Source organism: Burkholderia sp. Bp8998 (genome assembly GCF_003854235.1).
Lineage (GTDB): Bacteria > Pseudomonadota > Gammaproteobacteria > Burkholderiales > Burkholderiaceae > Burkholderia.
Window position 1 is genome coordinate 69,522 of the sequence record NZ_QTQF01000001.1, and the last position, 16,975, is coordinate 86,496.

18 protein-coding genes are annotated in these 16,975 nt (G+C 66.2%); 9 read left to right on the forward strand and 9 right to left on the reverse strand.

Going from position 1 to position 16,975, the window contains the following annotated elements; translation table 11 throughout:
• Positions 1–11: 11 nt before the first annotated feature.
• Positions 12–335: a hypothetical protein gene (locus DIE06_RS00310; RefSeq protein ID WP_006756972.1), complete on the reverse strand. Its 324-nt coding sequence runs from the start codon at positions 333–335 to the stop codon at positions 12–14.
• Between the two features lie 612 nt (positions 336–947).
• Between DIE06_RS00310 and DIE06_RS00315 the strand changes: the two genes are divergently transcribed.
• The gene (locus tag DIE06_RS00315; protein WP_124659638.1) at positions 948–1,580 is read left to right on the forward strand and encodes a LysE family translocator; all 633 of its coding nucleotides are present in this window, start codon (positions 948–950) and stop codon (positions 1,578–1,580) included.
• Positions 1,581–1,670: 90 nt separating this feature from the next.
• On the opposite strand, the gene DIE06_RS00320 is transcribed toward DIE06_RS00315, so the two are convergent.
• Positions 1,671–3,299, reverse strand: a complete 1,629-nt coding sequence (locus DIE06_RS00320) for an NADP-dependent glyceraldehyde-3-phosphate dehydrogenase (protein ID WP_124659639.1) — start codon at positions 3,297–3,299, stop codon at positions 1,671–1,673.
• A 461-nt stretch (positions 3,300–3,760) separates the two neighbouring features.
• A complete protein-coding gene (locus DIE06_RS00325; protein WP_124659640.1) occupies positions 3,761–4,720 on the reverse strand; it encodes a LysR family transcriptional regulator in 960 nt (319 codons plus the stop codon).
• Positions 4,721–4,945: 225 nt separating this feature from the next.
• Here DIE06_RS00325 and DIE06_RS00330 point away from each other — a divergent pair, with 225 nt between their 5' ends.
• A complete protein-coding gene (locus DIE06_RS00330) occupies positions 4,946–5,974 on the forward strand; it encodes a DUF1338 domain-containing protein (protein ID WP_124659641.1) in 1,029 nt (342 codons plus the stop codon).
• Positions 5,975–6,199: 225 nt separating this feature from the next.
• On the opposite strand, the gene DIE06_RS00335 is transcribed toward DIE06_RS00330, so the two are convergent.
• The 4 genes from DIE06_RS00335 to DIE06_RS38780 form a co-directional block, all read right to left on the reverse strand.
• Positions 6,200–6,397, reverse strand: a complete 198-nt coding sequence (locus DIE06_RS00335) for a CsbD family protein (RefSeq protein WP_124660035.1) — start codon at positions 6,395–6,397, stop codon at positions 6,200–6,202.
• A 55-nt stretch (positions 6,398–6,452) separates the two neighbouring features.
• Complete coding sequence (locus tag DIE06_RS00340; protein ID WP_124659642.1) at positions 6,453–6,806, reverse strand: BON domain-containing protein; 354 nt, start codon at positions 6,804–6,806, stop codon at positions 6,453–6,455.
• Positions 6,807–6,850: 44 nt separating this feature from the next.
• Entirely contained in the window at positions 6,851–7,015 is a 165-nt protein-coding gene (locus tag DIE06_RS38105) for a hypothetical protein (protein ID WP_185733319.1), read from the reverse strand.
• A 244-nt stretch (positions 7,016–7,259) separates the two neighbouring features.
• Positions 7,260–7,388 carry a hypothetical protein gene (locus DIE06_RS38780; protein WP_260433500.1) on the reverse strand — a complete coding sequence of 43 codons (129 nt, stop codon included), beginning with the start codon at positions 7,386–7,388 and terminating at the stop codon, positions 7,260–7,262.
• A 15-nt stretch (positions 7,389–7,403) separates the two neighbouring features.
• On the opposite strand from DIE06_RS38780, the gene DIE06_RS00345 reads away from it, so the two are divergent.
• The 4 genes from DIE06_RS00345 (at position 7,404) to DIE06_RS00365 (ending at position 12,253) form a co-directional block, all read left to right on the forward strand.
• Positions 7,404–8,948 (forward strand): helix-turn-helix transcriptional regulator, encoded by a 1,545-nt coding sequence (locus DIE06_RS00345; RefSeq protein WP_124659643.1) that lies wholly within the window; start codon positions 7,404–7,406, stop codon positions 8,946–8,948.
• Between the two features lie 163 nt (positions 8,949–9,111).
• Positions 9,112–9,303, forward strand: coding sequence for a CsbD family protein (locus DIE06_RS00350; protein ID WP_124659644.1), 192 nt, complete (start codon positions 9,112–9,114; stop codon positions 9,301–9,303).
• Between the two features lie 431 nt (positions 9,304–9,734).
• Positions 9,735–10,886 (forward strand): branched-chain amino acid ABC transporter substrate-binding protein, encoded by a 1,152-nt coding sequence (locus DIE06_RS00360; RefSeq protein WP_124659646.1) that lies wholly within the window; start codon positions 9,735–9,737, stop codon positions 10,884–10,886.
• Between the two features lie 194 nt (positions 10,887–11,080).
• On the forward strand, positions 11,081–12,253 hold the full coding sequence (locus DIE06_RS00365; RefSeq protein ID WP_124659647.1) for an FAD-binding oxidoreductase: 1,173 nt from the start codon (positions 11,081–11,083) through the stop codon (positions 12,251–12,253).
• A gap of 125 nt (positions 12,254–12,378) precedes the next feature.
• Here DIE06_RS00365 and DIE06_RS00370 read toward each other — a convergent pair whose 3' ends face one another.
• Positions 12,379–12,951 (reverse strand): PAS and helix-turn-helix domain-containing protein, encoded by a 573-nt coding sequence (locus DIE06_RS00370; protein ID WP_124659648.1) that lies wholly within the window; start codon positions 12,949–12,951, stop codon positions 12,379–12,381.
• A 180-nt stretch (positions 12,952–13,131) separates the two neighbouring features.
• Positions 13,132–14,469 (reverse strand): MFS transporter, encoded by a 1,338-nt coding sequence (locus tag DIE06_RS00375; RefSeq protein WP_124659649.1) that lies wholly within the window; start codon positions 14,467–14,469, stop codon positions 13,132–13,134.
• Positions 14,470–14,809: 340 nt separating this feature from the next.
• Here DIE06_RS00375 and DIE06_RS00380 point away from each other — a divergent pair, with 340 nt between their 5' ends.
• The 3 genes from DIE06_RS00380 (at position 14,810) to DIE06_RS00390 (ending at position 16,910) form a co-directional block, all read left to right on the forward strand.
• On the forward strand, positions 14,810–16,009 hold the full coding sequence (locus DIE06_RS00380; RefSeq protein WP_124659650.1) for a PLP-dependent aminotransferase family protein: 1,200 nt from the start codon (positions 14,810–14,812) through the stop codon (positions 16,007–16,009).
• Positions 16,010–16,020: 11 nt separating this feature from the next.
• A complete protein-coding gene (locus DIE06_RS00385; protein ID WP_124659651.1) occupies positions 16,021–16,209 on the forward strand; it encodes a hypothetical protein in 189 nt (62 codons plus the stop codon).
• A 104-nt stretch (positions 16,210–16,313) separates the two neighbouring features.
• The gene (locus tag DIE06_RS00390) at positions 16,314–16,910 is read left to right on the forward strand and encodes a pyridoxamine 5'-phosphate oxidase family protein (protein ID WP_124659652.1); all 597 of its coding nucleotides are present in this window, start codon (positions 16,314–16,316) and stop codon (positions 16,908–16,910) included.
• The last annotated feature ends 65 nt before the right edge of the window (positions 16,911–16,975 follow it).

The window sequence follows — 16,975 nt, forward strand, 5'->3', positions numbered from 1 at the left end:
CCGATGCCCGCTCACACCGGATAGGCATCGTCGACCTTCAGGTTCGCGAGCCGGAACAGCGTGCGCAGCGTCTGCGGGTGAATGTCGCGGCGTGCGGCGAGCGACGTCAGCATGAAGTCGAGGACCTTCGCGTAGCGCAGCAGCACGAGGCAGCGCGCGAGATCCGCGTTGCCGCCGCGCATGCCTTCGGCGAAGTGGACCATCTGGGTCGACAGCGAGCGCGCCATCTCGAGTTCCATTTGCTGTTTTTCGGTCCATTCGGGCTGCGGCTGTTCGAGCAGTTTCGCGAGAAAGAGCTGGAACGACGTATCGGACGAGTTGGGCAGCGCATCCATGATGAGCCTCGTTGCGTGCGTGGATCGTTCGGGCGTATCCGGTGGACGGATCGCGATCCGGGTTCATGTTCGCGCCGTTCGGCGGCACGGCTGTCACTGCAATGCGAATGCAGGTTCCGTACCAGTGCCGCACGCCGATTGTCGAGCCGTGTCGACGCGGGGCGCCGCAGCGGTCACCGCGTCCCGCCGATACTGGCTCGCACGGAAAATCGAGGCGGGCGTCCATATGCCGCGCGCGATCACGGTCGGCTGTGCGGCAGGGTCCGGGCGGTCGAAATGCTTCAGCGATGTAACGTAACGTCGGGTTAAAACCAACTGCGTGATGCGGTCGACGAATCGGCGGCGTGCCGCGGCGCATGTGCGTCGGCGGCGCCCCACGGCCTCGGGCCGGTTGCGCGCGGCGCGCCGCGACGACGCTCGCCGCATGATGGAAGCGCGCGACGCATGCGCCGGATGTTTCATATCCGAGACGTTTTTTTTGCGTGACGCCGGATGCATGCGCACCCTGCATCACGCGCCACCCAACTGGCCCAGCAAATAACCGGACAACTGTCCATGGGCAGCGGCGCCGTGTTTGCGAACAATCTCCGCATCATCCCCGCGAGGTTCGACATGAGCGTCCATGCCTTTTTCTCGGCCAACCTGCTGCTGGCCTACACGGCTTATTTCGTCGGCACGGCCAGCCCCGGCCCGAGCAACCTCGCGATCATGTCGGTCGCGGCGAACCATGGCCGCAAGGCGGCGCTCGCATTCGCGCTTGGCGTCATCTCGGGCTCGATGTTCTGGGCGACGGTGGCCGCGCTGGGCGTATCGGCCGCGCTGCTCGCATGGTCGAAGCTGCTGGTCGCGATCAAGCTGTTCGGCGGCATGTACCTGCTGTGGCTCGCGTTCAAGTCGGGCCGCACCGCGTGGTCGGCCAAGGCGGCCGCCACGCTGAAGGCGGCGCCCGATCAGAAGCTGTCGCGCGTCTACGCGCGCGGCGCGATGCTGCACCTGACGAATCCGAAAGCCATCCTGGTGTGGGTGTCGATCGTCGCGCTGTCGTCCAACGGCGCGGGCGCGTCGCACGGCGCCGTCGTGCCGGGCTGCATCGCGATCGGATGCCTGGTGTTCGGCGGCTATGCGCTGGTGTTCTCGACGGACAGCGCACGCCGGCTGTACGTGCGCGGCCGGCGCGCGATGGAAGCGTGTCTCGCGGTGGTGTTCGGCGTGGCGGGGATCCGGCTGCTGGCGTCGAACGTATGAACGTATCGCGCGCATTCGTATAGGCGAGCAAGCCGCCGCGCGATCGCGCGGCGGCTGGTTCATCGCATCGCACGCACCCGCTTCAGCGCGTCAGAAAATGAAGCCGGTGTTGATGAACTTCGAGTGGTGATCCGACACGATCGAATCGAGCAGCTGCTTGCTGGCGTCGGTCTGCTTCGCCGCGACCATCGAGCGGATCGAGAACGCGCGCAGCGCGTCGGTCACCGACAACGTGCCTTCCGCCGAATCCTTGCGCCCGGCGAACGGGAACACGTCCGGCCCGCGCTGGCACTGGCAGTTGATGTTCACGCGGCACACCTGGTTTACGAGCGGATCGACGAGCGCGCCGATCTGCGCCGGATCGGAACCGAAGATGCTGACCTGCTGGCCGTGCTCCGACGTCGTCACGTAGTCGAGCGCGGTTTCCACGTCGTCGAACGGCGCGACCGGAATGATCGGCCCGAACTGCTCCTCGCGATACAGCTTCATGCCTTCGGACACCGGATACACGACGGCCGGGTAGAACAGCGTCTTGCTGAACTCGCCGCCCGAGTGGTTGACGACCTGCGCGCCCTTTGCCTTCGCGTCGTCGATCGCATCGGTCATGTACGCGGTGCGATGCATGCCCGGCAGCGGCGTGATGCTGACGCCTTTCTCCCACGGCATGCCGATCTTCAGCTGTTCGAGCGCGGCGGTGAAGCGCTTCAGGAATTCGTCGACGATCGAGCGATGCACCAGCAGCATCTTCAGCGCGGTACAGCGCTGGCCGTTGAACGACAGCGCGCCGAGCAGGCACTCCTTCACGGTGAGGTCGAGATCGGCGTCGGGCAGCACGATCGCCGCGTTCTTCGCGTCGAGGCCGAGGATCGCGCGCAGCCGGTGCGACTTCGGATGCTGCTTCTTCAGGTGATCGGCGACCTTGCTCGAACCGATCAGCGCGAGCACGTTGATCTTGCCCGATGCGAGCATGTGCGGCACGACCACCGCGCCCGGCGCGTAGATCGTGTTGATCACGCCTTTGGGGAACGCGTCGCGGAACGCGTCGAGCAGCGGCTCGAACAGCAGCGTGCCATACTGCGGCGGCTTGAACACCACGGTGTTGCCCATCAGCAGCGCGGGGATCAGCGTCGCGAAGGTTTCGTTCAGCGGATAGTTGTACGGCCCCATGCACAGCACGACGCCGAGCGGCGTGCGGCGGATCTGGCCGATCGTGCCTTCCGCGATCACGAAGCGCGAGTTCGCGTTGTCGAGCTCCTTCAGCGCGTCGATCGTCTGCGTCATGTACGTGACGGTGCGGTCGAACTCCTTCTGCGAATCGGCGAGGCTCTTGCCGATCTCCCACATGATCAGGTTCACGACCAGCTCGCGCTGCGCGACCATCCGCTTGATGAAGTCCTGCATGCACGCGATGCGCTGCTCGACCTTCATCGTCGGCCACTCGCCGCGGCCCGAGTCGTACGCGCGCACCGCGGCGTCGAGCGCCGCATCGCTTTCCGTCTCGCCCATCACCGGATAGCTGCCGATCTCCATCTGCGCGACGCTGCCGTCCGGCTGGCGCACGCACACCGGCGACAGCACGGTCTTGGTCGTGCCGTCCCACGGGCGCAGCTCGCCGTCGACCAGCGACACGCGCTGGTGGATCGGTGCGGCCAGCCGGAACTCGGCGGGGATGTCTTGATAGGCGGGAAACAGCTGCTGCAGGGAAGCGGAATCGGGCATGACGGTCTCGTTTGACGGGGTGTCCGGGAAGGACGGGCAATGCGGAATCCTGAGCTGAATGATCCTCGATCCTGAATCGGCATGATGACGCGCGGACGACGACGCGTCACGCGGCGGCATGGCCGAAACGCGGAATGGAACCAGTTCCATTAAAAAGGAACGCCGCGCCGATTGCAAGATTTGCCGAATGCGGCCGCATGCTGCGCAAGCGAATTGAAGGATTGTGTCCGAATGCCGGGTATAAGCCGCTCAGCGCGTGCGCAAACGTTTCACTTCGGCCGGTTTGGGCGGATAATGGCTGCGCGCGACGCAGAAAAAATACCCCGGAACCTGAGAGAAAACCACGCAGTGAAGAAAAAGAGAGAAGGTCCGCCGCGCTGCCGAAGCGAGGTCGGCTGCCCGGAGCGCCGGGTCGGGGTTGCCCGCCCGGCGCGCACCGGACCCGCCGCGGGCCGCCGCGATCACTCGACGTCTTCGTCATCCTCCGCATCGGCGTCATCGCCATCGCCACCGTTGTCCCGCCCCGGCGCCGCATACGCGCTCGCCTGCTCCAGCAACCACGCCCGAAACGACTCCAGCGGCTTGCTGTGGCTGAACTCCGTCGGATACACGAGGTAGTACGCCGAATCGCCGACCGTCGCCGCGTCGCACGGCACGATCAGGCCGAGCTGCTGCAACTGTTCCTCGACGAAGAACTTCGGCACCAGCGCGATGCCGAGCCCGGCCGCGGCCGCGCTGATCAGCATCGTGTGAAGTTCGTAGCGCACGCCCTGCATCGTGCGGATGTCCTCGACGCCGTGCGTCTCGAACCATTGCGCCCATGCGCCGGGGCGGGTGGTCGAGTGCAGCAGCGGATACGCGAGCAGATCCTCCACGCGTTCGACCGGCCCGTCGAGCAGCGCGGGCGAGCAGATCGGCACGACTTCCTCGCCGAACAGGTAGTCGGACGACGTGCCGGGCCAGGTCGGCTTGCCGTAGTGGATCGCGGCCTCGAAGTGCGTGTCCTCGAACGAGAACAGGTCGGTGCGGCTGCCCATGTTCACGCGCACGTCCGGCGTGCGGTCGTAGAAGCTCTTGATGCGCGGGATCAGCCAGTGCGACGCGAAGGTCGGCAGCACGGCGAGCTCCAGGTAGCCGCCGCCGCTGCCGTGCGCGATGATCGACAGCGTGTCGCGGTCGAGCGCCTCGAGCGCGCGCCGCACCTGCGTGCCGTACAGCTTGCCGGCGCGCGTGAGCACGACGCGCTGCTTCACGCGCGCGAACAGCCGGACGCCGAGGCTCGCTTCGAGCGTCGCGATCTGTCGCGATACCGCACTTTCGGTCAGGAACAGCTCCTTTGCCGCGTGCGTGAAGCTCTCGTGGCGCGCCGCGGCTTCGAAAGCCACGAGCGCACCCATGTTGGGGATCTTGAATTTGCGCATTGCCGATTTTGTCTGACGAACGGATCCGCCCGCAGCGGGCCGGGGGACGAATGCGGGAACCGCGAATAATTCCAAAAACTCATCACGTGTCAATTTAATCTCGCTTTACGCCCCGCTGCAACCCTTTGAATAATGCATCCCACGCAAGGCCAGGCGCCCGCTGGGCGGCCGGCCATCCGAGTTGCCGGCACGTTTGCCGGCGGTCCCCCGAACACGAGAATCCTGATGCGCAATCCGAATATCGAGAGCTTGCTGACGAAGCTGCTGGGACAGGCGAAGACCGACGCCCTGTTCGCGACCCTGAACATGCCGGCCATCCTCGACGAATGGGAAACCGACGTCGTCACGCGCGCGGAAGTCGCGCAGGCGATGAACATGGCGCTGTTCGAAGGACTGCTCGAACGTTCGGCGAACGGCCGCGCGTACACCGCCGATGCCGTCGAGAACGGCGGCTCGGTCTACTTCGACCACGGCGCGCTGCGCACGGTGCGCTGGCCGCACACGGGCGCACTGCCGCCGGGCGAAGCCGCGTTCACGCGCATCCTGCGTCCGCTCGGCTTCCGCCTGAACGGCCGTTATCCGCTCGACAAGCTCGGCATGACCGGCCGAGCGTATGCGCATGAAGACGCGCCGGACGAGATCGCGCAGTTCTTCGTCAGCGAACTGCATCCGGAGCGCTTCTCGAAGGAATTCCAGCAGGCGGTGACGAACGTCGTCGGCTCGTCGCGCGATCCGCTGTCGCCGGCGGCCGTCGCGCTGTTGTGGGAGATCGAACGCGAAGGCTGGCTGTCGCTCGACGCCGCGCACGCGCTGTTGCCCGAGATCGTCGGTGCGTTCGCGCGCCAGCACGACCTGCCGAACGAACTCGACTACGAGACGCTGCTGCTCGAATCGGCCGAAATGGCGTGGATCGCGACCGAAGGCAACGCGTTCAACCACGCGACCGATCGCGTGACGGACGTGTTCAAGCTGTCCGACGACGAGAAGGCGAAGGGCCGTCCGATGAAGCCGGAAGTCGAGCGCTCGCGTTCGGGCCGCGTGTTCCAGACCGCGTATCGCGCGGACATCGTCGAGCGCGAGTTCCGCACGCGCGACGGCGGTACGGTGAAGCGCAACGTGCCGGGCTCGTTCTACGAATTCATCACGCGCCGTCGCACGTTCGATCAGGCGGCGCGCCGCTGGGTGACGGACCTGCGTTTCGATGCGGGCAACGCGCAGGGCATCTTCAAGATGACGGCGAACGCGGCGAAGTAAGCGCGACGCATTAATATGGACGGGCCGGCGGCTGTGATCAGCCGCCGGCCCGTTTGCGTTGCATCGGTGTCGCGATCGTCAGAACAGGTGCGTGACCAGGTAGAACAGCACCAGCACGCCAATCGGCACGCCGAGCAGCCAGGCGATCAGATATTTGCCCATGTCGCGGCCCTCCGCGTTGCCGCGACGCGGGAAGCGTCGCGGCGGGGTGAGACGACTGGCACGTCAGAGCCCGCGATCGAAATCCTTGATCTGCTTCTCGGCTTCGTCCCGCGCGATGCCGTAACGCTCCTGGATCCTGCCGAGCAGATAGTCGCGGTTGCCTTCCGCGACGGCGAGATCGTCATCGGTCAGCTTGCCCCACTTGGCCTTCATCTTGCCGGTCAGCTGCTTCCATTGGCCCTTGATCTTGTCCTCGTTCATCATGTGCTCCTGTCCTAAGGGGGGAGAAAAGCGCGGCGCTCGGCCGCGCGACAACTCAGGCCTGTGCCTTCAGGCCGGATGCCTGGACGTGCTTCACGCCCTTGATCTTGCGCGTCACGGCGACGGCCTTCCTGACCGCGGCCTTCGACGGCAGCTCGCCCGACAGCGTGACGACGCCGTCGACCGTCTTCACGCTGATGTGAGTGCTCTTCAGGCCTTCGGTGGTCGCGAGTTCGCTCTTCACCTTGGTCGTGATCCAGGTGTCGGTGACGGGCTGGTTCGATTCAGTCTTCACGCCGTTGTCGGCCGACGACGACGCCTGGGCCGGTGCGCTCGTGAGCGGCGCCGCGGCAAGCAGGAAGGCCGCGCTGACGGCGAGCAGTGTCGAAAGGTGCGAGATCTTGTTCACGATGTTCTCCTTCGATTGGCGATGAATGCCGATCGCGCCGTGGGCTACCGCGCGATCGGCGTGTCGTAGCCGGGCTCGCGCGGCGGCATGTCCGGGCGCGGCACGTCGGGCGGCAGCGGCACTGGCGGATCGGTGCCGGGCGACGGTTCGGGCGGATGGTCCGGGGCCGGTTCGGGCCGCGTCGGATCGGGTGTCTGATGGTGCTTCATCAGGGATCCTCCTCTGCGGTAGGTCAGCAGCGCATAAGCGCCGATGCAGTACCAGCGTACCGGCGCGAACGCACGCGGACATCGCGCAAATTCACCGGATCGGCTAGTGCGTTTGCACGGGGACGGAACGAAGGGGCGGGAACGGGAAGTGCGTCGTGGCCAACGCAACGCGGGACGGGCGCCGATGTCGCGCCGCGTGCCGCTCGGCGGGATGGCATACGCAGGCGGCGCGCATGCGAATGTACTATGGCGCATCGTGCATCCGCGCCGGTCGATCGCATCGGCGGCACGCGAGCATCGCGGCGCGCGCCAGCCGGCGGATGTCGGCGCTCGCCGGCGCGCAGGCGGCCGCCGAGGCAATCATGTCGATCACGTGGATCTCCATTCAATGGACGAACGAGTCAACGAACAGGTGCTCAAGTCGCATACCGACCGGCGCCAGTTGCACCAGATCATCGCGGGGCTCACCGAAGGCGTGATCCTCATCGAACCCGACCAGCGCATCGTGTGGGCGAACGAGGCGGCGCTCGCGATGCACGGCGTCACCGAGCTCGATGCGCTCGGTGCGGACGTCACCGAGTATCGCAAGCGCTTCCGGCTGCGTTACCGGAACAACCATCCGGTGCGCGACGGTCACTATCCGATGGACCGCGTGATCGCCGGCGAGGAGTTCAGCGACGTGACGGTCGAAGTCGAATCGGCTGCGGACGAGAACGTGAGCTGGGTCCACCGGATCCGCAGCCTCGTGCTGACGAACGCCGCCGGCGAGCCGGACTGTCTCGCGCTCGTGCTGCACGACGCGACCGAATGGGCGAGCGCCGAGGACCGCTTCGAGCGCACGTTCAGCGCGAACCCGGCGCCGGCCGTGATCTGCAGGCTCGACGACCTGCGCTACGTGAAGGTCAACCAGGGCTTCCTCGACATGACGGGCCGCGCGCGCGACGACGTGCTCGGCCGCTCCGTCTACGAAATCGACGTGCTCGAACAGGCCGAACGGCGCGAACTCGCGATCGAGCGGCTGGGCGAGGGCGCGACGATCCCGCAGATGGAGGCCGTGCTGAAGTGTGAGGACGGCGGCACGAAGGCGGTCGTCGTCGCCGGGCAGCCGATCGACATGAATGGCGAAGCGTGCATGCTGTTTACGTTCACGGATCTCGAGCTGCGCAAGCAGGCCGAGTTCGCGCTGCGGCAGAGCGAAGAGCGCTTCGCGAAGGCATTCCGGATGGCGCCGGTCGCGACCGCGATCGTCACGGCCGGCCGCTTCGAGCTGCTCGACGTGAACGATGCATTCGTCGGGATGGCCGGCCGCGCGCGCGACGATCTGCTTGGCAAGTCCGCGGACGAGATCGGCTTGTGGGCCGAGCGCGGTGCACGGCAGCGGATCGACGGCCAGCTCGCGCGCGACGGCAACGTGCGCAACGCGGACGTGCAGATCCGCACGCACGACGGCGACGTGCGCGATTGCGTCGTGTCGGCCGAACCGGTTGCGATTCACGGGCAGGATTGCCTGCTGATCGCGCTGCTCGACATCAGCGATCGCAAGCGCACCGAGATGGAACTCGTCTACGCGATCGAGACCGCGATGCAGGATGCGTCGTGGTTCAGCCGCACGCTGATCGAAAAACTCGCAAACGTGCGGCGCGCGAATGCGCCCGACGCGGGCGCGCAGCTGGCGGATCTCACCGCGCGCGAGCGCGACGTGTTCGACCTGCTGTGTCACGGCCTCGCCGACAAGGAGATCGCCGGCCGCCTCGGGCTCGCGCCCAACACGGTCCGCAATCACGTCGCGACGATCTACGCGAAGCTCGACGTGCATAGCCGCGGCGAGGCGATCGTGTGGGCGCGCGAGCGCGGGATCGTCGGCGCGGCCGATGCGAACGGCTCGCGCGGCGAGAAGGGCGCCGACAAGGGCGGCCCGAACGGCAAGGACTGACGCCGGGCGTCGGCCGTTGCCCCCATCGGTGCGAATGCACCATGCAGGCTGGTGCATCCGCATCTGCCGCGCGCGGCGCGCGGCTGCGATCCTGTCCACTCGGCGGTGCGGCGCAGGCTGCCGTGCCGTCGGCTCTCTCCCCAACTCATCGCAGGAGACGACCATGGACAGGAATCGCATCGAAGGCAAGCTCAAACAAGTGAAGGGTTCGGTCAAGGAAGCGCTCGGCAAGGTGACGGGCGACCGCGAGACCGAAGCGGAAGGCGTGGCGGAGCAGCAGGCCGGCAAGCGCCAGGAGAAGGCCGGCGAGGCGGCCGATGCGGTGCGCAAGCAGACGGGCAGCGACAGGCATTGACCGGCACCATGCGCCGCCGACCGAATCGTGCGATGCGCGATGCGCCACCGTGGCCTGACACGGCGATGATGCGCCGTCGGCATGACCAGCGCCGCCTCGGTGCAACGGCCCGCGGGTGCATCCCGCCTGATGTTTCTCCTTCCCGGCGCGCCGTCGCGCGGGCCGGGTACCGTCGGCAGCATCGGCACTTGATGACAATTCCTCACAACATAGTTCCGATATTTCGTTTGCTGCACGCGTATTGGCTACCCACAATCGGTTCACCTCTTTCGCGCTGACAGGTTCCCCGGAGACGGAACCGCGGTGATCGACCGGCAGGCGACGCGCCATTGGGCGACGCCCCGGCGACAGAAAAAATCACCGGCACGCGGGAGGTCGCCGGCGCGCGATGGTCGCGCGTCGCATTCGACCCACAGAAGAAGGATTGGCCGATGACGTTCCGCATTCGTTCGCTTTCCGGCATGGCACTGACCGCCGCGATCTTCGCGTTCCAGACAGGCGCGGCCCACGCGCAGGAAACGGTCGTCAAGGTCGGCGTGGCCGTGCCGCTGACCGGCGGCGGAGCCGCGTATGGCAAGGACATCGAGAACGGCGTGCGCATGGCCGTCGACGAGGCGAACGCCGCGCACACGACGATCGGCGGCAAGCCGGTGAAGTTCGTCGTCGCGTCGCAGGACGACCAGAGCGATCCGCGCATCGGCGTGCAGGCCGCGCAGCAGCTGACCGACGCGCAGGTGGCCGTCGTGATCGGCCACTTCAATTCGGGCACGACGCTGCCCGCATCGAAGATCTACGCGAAGGCCGGCATTCCGATGATCACGCCGTCGGCGACCAATCCCGACATCACGCGGGCCGGCCTCGGCACCGTGTACCGCGTGATCGCGACCGACGCGCAGAACGCCGGCAATGCCGGTGCATATGCGGCGAGCGTGACCAAGGCGAAGCGCATCGCGATCATCGACGACCGCACCGCGTTCGGCCAGGGCGAAGCCGACGAATTCGAGAAGGCCGCGAAGGCGAGCGGCGGCACGATCGTCGCGCGCGAATTCACGAACGACAAGGCCGTCGACTTCAGCGCGCAGCTCACGAAGATCAAGAGCACGAATGCCGACCTGGTCTTCTTCGGCGGCCTCGACGCGCAGTCCGCGATGCTGGTCAAGCGCATGCGCCAGCTCGGCATCCGCGCGCAGTTCCTGGCCGGCGGCGGCGTGATGAACGCGAACTTCATCAAGCTCGCGGGCAATGCGGCCGAAGGCGCATCCGTGTGGGAATACGGGCAGCCGTTGTCGCGTCTCGCGAAGGGCAAGCAGTTCGAAACGAAATTCAAGCAGAAGTACGGCGTCGACATGCTCGCGTATGCGCCGTTCGCGTACGACGCGACGTGGATCGCGATCAACGCGATGCAGAAGGCGAACTCGCCGAAGCCGGCCGATTTCAACGGCGCGCTGAAGGGCACGCGCTACGACGGCATCACGGGCACGATCGCGTTCACGAACACGGGCGACCTGAAGAACCCGAGCTCGACGCTGTATGAAGTGAAGAACGCCGCGTGGCAGCCCGTCACCACGCAAACGGCGGACTGAATACCCGAACGCGCGCGGACTTTCGCGGCGACGCCGGACGTGCTGAAATAGCCAAAGCGATGGAATGCGATCGCGGCGCATGTCGGGGCGATTCGCCGGATGGTCCGCACGCACGGCGCCGCGCGCGACGCGGCACGAACAACTTTCGGGCACGGCCGGCTGGCCGCGCCTTTCACGTGCAACTGGAGTCAGTCGTGAGTTCTCAAGTCGTCATCGTCGGCGGTGGTGTGATCGGCAGCTCGATCGCCTATTTCCTGCGTGCTACCGATCCGACGGTGTCCGTGACCGTCATCGAACGCGATCCCACCTATGCGAAGTCGTCGTCCGCGCTGTCGGCCGCGTCGATTCGCCAGCAGTTCTCGACGCCGCTGTCGATCGAGATGTCGCTGTTCGGAATCGACTTCCTGCGCACGATCGGCGAACGGCTCGAGGTCGATGGCACGCGGCCGTCGATCGATCTGCATGAAGGCGGTTACCTGTTTCTCGCGACCCCGGCGGGCGATGCGACGCTGCGCGAGAACCATGCGCTGCAGACGAAGCTCGGTGCCGATATCCGGCTGATGGATCGCGATGCGCTGCGCGCGAGGTTTCCCTGGCTGAACGTCGACGATCTCGTGTCGGGCGCGTATGGCGTGAGCGGCGAAGGATGGTTCGACGGTTACGGGCTCGTGCAGGCGCTGCGCAAGAAGGCGCAGGCGCTGGGTGCGCGCTACGTGCCGGCCGACGTGACCGGCGTCGTTCGCGACGGTCGCAAGATCACGCATGTGGTGACGAACGATGGCGAGCGCTACGCATGCGACACGCTCGTCAATGCGGCCGGCGCGTGGACGCGCACGCTGTCGTCGATGATGGGCATCGACATTCCCGTGTATGCGCGGCGTCGCAGCATCTTCAACGTGTCGTCGCCGGCGAAGCTCACCGACTGCCCGCTGCTGATCGATCCGACCGGCGTGTATTTCCGGCCGGAAGGGCGCACGTATATCTGCGGGACGTCGCCGAGCCCGGATCGCGATCCCGACGATCTGCCGCTCGACGAGGTCGATCACGACCTGTTCGACGAGGTGATCTGGCCGACGCTCGCGAATCGCGTGCCGGAATTCGAAGCGCTGCGCGTGGAGAACTGCTGGTCCGGGTATTACGAGTACAACGTGTTCGATCACAACGCGATCATCGGGTATCACCCCGAGCTCGACAACGTCGTGTTCGCGAACGGGTATAGCGGGCACGGGCTTCAGCAGGGGCCCGCGACGGGGCGGGGTGTGAGTGAACTGATCCTGGGCGGGCGATACGAATCGCTCGACCTGTCGTCGCTTGGCTGGGAGCGTGTGCTCGACAACCGGCCGATCGTCGAAAAGAACGTCGTGTAGCGCGGCGTGACCGCCCGGTGTGGGGTGGGCGGGATTCTCCTTGTGTCTCAACTGATTGGCCCGGCTTTGCCGGGCTTTTTTTGTTGGCGCGGGGATGCCGGACGCGTCGTTCCGGCGCGCGCGACTCAGGCCAGCAGGCACGCGATCAGATCGTGGGTCGTGCGGACATCGTATTTTCTCAACAGGCTCGCACGATGGATGTCGACGGTGCGCGGGCTGATGCTCAGTTCCTTGCCGATTTCCTTGCTGGTGAGCCCGTGAACCAGGAGTGCGGCGACGTCGCGCTCGCGATCGGTCAACGTGTTGGCGACGTCGGGATGCCTGGCGTCGCCCGACAGGTCGGTAAACGTCCAGATCGCGAGCTCGAAAGGCCGCTTCGAGTTGTACCCGAAGCCGCACACGGTGACCCAGAAATGGCTGCCGTCGACGCGGCGCATGATGCGGTCGTCGCTGAATCCCGCATGCTTCGCGAGCAGCGGCGCAAGGCGGCGGCCGGTCGTCGCGAAGTCCTTCTGCTGCGGATACAGCTTCGCGAACGACTGGTCGACGATGTCGTCGCGGGTCGCCCGGAACAGTTGCAGCGCCTTCTCGTTGCAGTCGACCATGATGCGCTCTTTCGCCACGATCGCCGCGACGGGCAGATGCCTGAAGAGGTCTTCGTAGTCGAGGCTGGGCATCGTGTCGGTCATGTTCGGCATCGGGTCGACAGGTCCGAACCGGGTTCGGACCCAGGCTATCGGTTGGGGGCGCTCCTGTCGGATTGTAGCGAGAGTGCTTGCAAGACACTCATCCGACGTGAACGACACGGCAATCGCGCCCCCCGCTCACGCCCTGGACTTCCGCCGCATCGCCTGCGTCGATGTGTTGCGTGCCGGTACTCAAACCGCGCCTTCGACGCCGCGCCGGGCGGTCCTCGCGGTTGCCGGACCGGCCTCTTCGAGTGCCGTCTTCGACGTTTCCGGCAGCGCCAGGCCGCCGATCATCGCGAAGATCGACACGGCGATCAGGTAGTACGCAGGCGACAGGTTCGTTCCGGTCGCGGAGATCAGCCACGTGGCGACGAGCGGAGCGGTGCCCCCGAAGATCGTGTAGGCGAGGTTGTAGGTGATCGCGGATGCCGTATAGCGGGTCTTCGTCGCGAACACTTCCGACATCAGCGGTGCCGTCACCACGCCCGAGAACACCGCGCCGATGGCGAGCAGCGCGACGCCGGTCAGCGAGTGCGACAACACGCCCGAGCCGCCCAGCGAGAAGGCCGGATACACCGACACGATGATGAAGATGCAGGTCGTGGCGATCGTCGCGCGGCGGCCGACGAGGTCGGAGAAGAAGCCGGCGACCGGGCACAACGCCGCTGCGAAGAGGAGGGCGAGCACCGTCACGAGGAGCGACGTGCTGCGGGACAGGTGCCCGGCCACTTGCAGGTAAGTCGCGAAGTACGTCGTGAACGTGTAGAAGGACAGCGCCGTCACGGACACGAACGCACCGAGCTTCAGGATATTCAGCGACTGCGAATGCAGCGTTTCCATCAGCGGGGCATGCGCGATGTCGTGCTTGCCTTCGAGCGCCTGGAACGCGGGCGTTTCATTCAGGTTGACGCGCAGGTAGACGCCGATCAGGCCGACCGGTGCCGCGATCAGGAACGGCACGCGCCAGCCCCAGTCGACCATCGCCTGCGACGACAGCGACGACTCGAGCAGATAGGCGACCACCGCCGCGCAAGCGAACGACGAGAAGGTCGATACGGGAACGAAGCTGCCGAAGAATGCGCGGCGGCGGCGCGGTGCGTGCTCCATCACGTAGGCGCATGCGCCGGCGTATTCGCCGCCGGCCGAAAACCCCTGGACGCAACGGATGATCGTGAGCAGCAACGGCGCCCAGTAGCCGATGCTCGCGTAGGTCGGGAGCAGGCCGATCAAGGTCGTCGAGCCGGCCATCATCAGGATCGTCAGTGCGAGCGTGCGCTTGCGGCCGATCCGGTCGCCGATGACGCCGAAGATCAGCCCGCCGAGCGGACGGAATGCGAAGGCCACCGCGAAGACGGCGAAGGTCTTCAGGAGACCGATCGTCGGGTCGCCGCTGGGGAAGAATTCGCGCGTCAGGATGGTGGCGAGAAAGCCATATGCGGCGAAATCGAACCATTCGACGAAATTGCCGATCGAGGCTGCGGCGATCACGCGCCGTAACGTGCTGGTGTCGACGTCCTGGGTGGTCATGGTCGTGTCCTCTTGGTGTGGGGCGCTTGGGGTCGCGTCGAAAACCATGGTAGGGACGACAATTACCTAGGTCGATAGGTGTCAATTACCTAGGTAATCGGGGGCGGGGCGGGGGCTGCCATGCGTCTTCGGTCGGTCGTCGCTGTTTGGGTGCGGTGCTACATCCCCGCTCCCCCCATTAATGACCAAACTGCAAGACCTAGTGCATAGATATCGTTTGCCGCGGCGTTAATGACTATCGACAATCGTGGCTCGAATTCCCGCCGTTGCGCCAGAAGCGCGTTGGCGGGCGGCATCTGGCGGCTATCCCGGCCGTCCGTGCCATCCAGCTCACGACGACATGTACGCGTTCACGCCCTCATTCCAGAATCCTGCCGGTTCGCCGATCCGCGAGCTGTTCAAGTACCTCTCCGAGCCGGGGATGATTTCCTTCGCGGGCGGCTACCCGGCCAGCGACCTGTTCGACGTCGACGGCCTGAACACGGCCGCCGAACGCGCGTATGCGCAGCCGGTCCGCTGCCTGCAATACGGCCCGACCGACGGCCTCGCCGAACTGAAGCAGCAGTTGATCGCGTTGATGGCGCGCCGCAGCGTGACCTGCACGCCGGCCGAACTGCTCGTCACGACCGGCTCGCAGCAGGGCCTCGACCTGCTGCTGCGCGTAATGGTCGCCCCGGGCGACGTCGTGCTGACCGAACAACCGGCGTATCCGGCGACGCTATCGGCGATGCGTTTGCAACAGGCGCGCATCGTGACGATCCCCGTCGACGGCGAAGGCCTCGATGTCGATCGTCTCGCGTCGCAACTCGCATCCGGCGCGATCGTGCAGCCGAAGCTGCTCTACACGGTCCCGACCTTCGCGAACCCGACCGGCGCGACGCTCACGCGCGAGCGCCGGCTGAAGCTGCTGCGCCTCGCGGTGCAATACCGTTTCCTGATCGTCGAGGACGATCCCTACGGCGACCTGCGTTTCGCGGGCGAACCGGTGCCGTCGATGCTCGCACTCGCGAACGAAGTCGAAGGCGCGCGCGACTGGATCGTGCACTTCGCGAGCCTGTCGAAAATCGTCGCGCCGGGGCTGCGCGTGGGCTGGACGATCGCGCCGGCAGAAATCGCGCGACGCTGCGTGATCGCGAAGCAGACGGTCGACCTGTGCAGCACGCCATGGACGCAAGCCACCGCCGCCGAGTATCTCGCCGACGGCGCACTGGAACGCCACCTGCCGCGCATCACGGCGGCCTACAAGCGCAAGTGCGACGCGATGTGCGACGCGCTGCGCGACGGCTTCGGCGATGCGATCACGTTCCATCGTCCCGAAGGCGGGATGTTCGTGTGGGCGCGCATCGGCGCGGTGTCGTCGGACGTGCTGCTGCAACAGGCGATCGCGAACAAGGTCGTGTTCGTGCCGGGCAAGGCGTTCTTTGCCGACAACATCGACGCCGCATCGCTGCGGCTGTCGTTCGCCGCGCCCGACGTCGACGCGATCCGGGAAGGCGTGGCGCGCCTGGTGCGCGCGTATGGTGCGGCGCTGGCCGCGTGAGGAGATACAACATGAACATCGTCATCAACGACACCGCATGGATGGAGGAAGCGCCGGGCATGGCCGATATCCGTCCCGTCGAGCACAAGTCGTCGCAGATCAGCGCGGGGCCGCAGTACGTCGCCGACGTGCTCGGCCGCTTCGGCGCGGATTCGACCGATGCGAGCGACGCCGCACCGGTCATCCTCGGCTACAACTGAGCCACGCGGCGGCGGGCTTGCAACGCAAGCCACGGAGCACGCGGTGCTTGCCGCCGAAACGGTTAAGCTAGCGCGATCGAATCCCGCAAGATCGCCGCGCCATCATGTCCGATCCCGCTTCCGAATCGCTGACGCAAACCTACGACCGCCTTTGGTCCTGCCTCGAGTCCGGCGTCGGCACGCGGCGCTCGCCGTTCACGATGCTGCAGGCCGCGACGCTCGGCCTCGACGGCGCGCCGAAGGTGCGCACGATCGTATTGCGGCAAGTGAGCCGCGCCGATCGCCTGCTGTCGTTCCATACCGATGCGCGGTCGGAGAAGGTTGCGGAGCTGCGCCGCGATCCGCGTATCGCCATCGTCGCGCACGATCTCGACGCGCTCGTGCAGATTCGCGCGGAAGGCGTTGCATCGATCTGCGACGACGAAGCGCAACGGCGCGCGATCTGGCAATCGAGCCGTCCGCATACGCTGCTGCTGTATCGCGCACCGTTGCGGCCGGGCACGCCGATCGAGTCGCCTGAAGAAGCGCACGTCACGGCAAGCGGGAACACCACGCCCACCGATGATGGTTACCAGAACTTCTGCGTGCTCTACGTCACCGTGGCGCGCATCGACTGGCTCGATCTCGCGAGCACTGGCCATCGACGCGCGATATTCGACCTGACCGACGACGGCTATGAAGGCCGCTGGATCGCGCCCTGATGTGACGACGGCAGTCGCATCGCTGCTACAAACGCGTACAAATCAGACAAATCCCGGATACATCA